The sequence below is a fragment of the Spiroplasma endosymbiont of Megaselia nigra genome (assembly GCF_003987485.1).
GTDB lineage: Bacteria > Bacillota_I > Bacilli_A > Mycoplasmatales > Mycoplasmataceae > Spiroplasma.
The window spans coordinates 1-1249 of sequence record NZ_RCOO01000266.1 but is presented as its reverse complement, the minus strand read 5'-3'; the positions used below and the strand labels follow the sequence as shown (position 1 = coordinate 1249).

The 1249-nt window shown below is 27.8% G+C and carries 1 protein-coding gene; it reads left to right on the top strand.

Annotation, left to right across the window (positions count from 1 at the left end):
* Positions 1-109 precede the first annotated feature (109 nt).
* The coding region (locus D9R21_RS06590) for a hypothetical protein (RefSeq protein ID WP_148108887.1) at positions 110-1249 on the top strand (1140 nt) is incomplete at its 3' end.

The window sequence follows — 1249 nt, the reverse complement described above, 5'->3', positions numbered from 1 at the left end:
ATGATGAAATTGAAACTATTAAAGAAAAAGGAGCATATACTCCTGATGAAATTAAAAAATTAACTGATTATACACTTAAAAACCTTAGATAATAAGGGAGTGAAATATTATGGCAACAATTAATTTGCCACAAGTACCTTTTACATTACAAGGTAATACAACAGGTCAAAAGGCTTATGTTGATATGGTTAATGCTTTATTGCGTGGACCTTTATATAATGAATATGCAAGTATTATGCAGTATGCAACAGCAACAGCAGAACAAGTTGCTTGATTACCTAATGCAGGACAAGCATTATATAATTTAACTCATCGTGTGGTATGACAAGATGATTATTCATTACCAAATGGTGGAGAAACTCAAACAATGGGATTAACAAGAATTCCAGTTCCTATTGATAAAAGATTTAATTTAAAATTAATGAATGAGGCTTTTGATTTAGCATTAATAGAACAAAATATTAAAAATGGTGTTATTGCTGATGCTATTTCTAGTGTTGTACAAAATAAATTTGTTAATTTAGAATGTGAATTAATTCAGGCTATTTATGATTATTGTTTAGCAGATGGTCAATATGAAGTAATTCCATTTCGTAGTTATACAGCTGAAAATGCTGATGATGCAAATAAAGCATTCTTTACATTAAATGAAACTTTGATTGAATTAACAAATCAAATTAGTAATTTATACTTTGGTTTGCCAACCGATAAAATGTTTATGGTTTTAGGACGAAGAGCCTATTTAGGATTAACACCTGCTTATTTAAAAGTAATTGGTTCACAAGCCCAATTAAAAGCAATGGTTAATGGTGAATTATATGAAAATACAGCAATGGGAATTCCTGTATCTAAAAGTTTTCATTTAGAAAAAACATATACAAAAGGACAAGTTAACCGTGATAAAGGTTATAATTTTACTAATGTAAATGGTTTAATTATTAATAAACAAGTATGAGCTTATCCAATTAATATGGATACTATTCAACAAGTTTTAGATAATGATACTGCTAACCCTAAATGAATTGGCAAAGTTCAGTATGCAACACCAACAATTTTATATCCAAAAACATGTAAAATTATTTTAGAAAAAGCACCTACACAAGATGAAATTAATATTGCTAAAAGTAATCTTAATAAAACATTTAGAGTACCAGTTGATTATGTAATTCCATCATCAAGTAAAATTGATATTAGTAAAATTAATAAATTAGATACACCTACTATTCATGTTGATGACCCAACACAAACA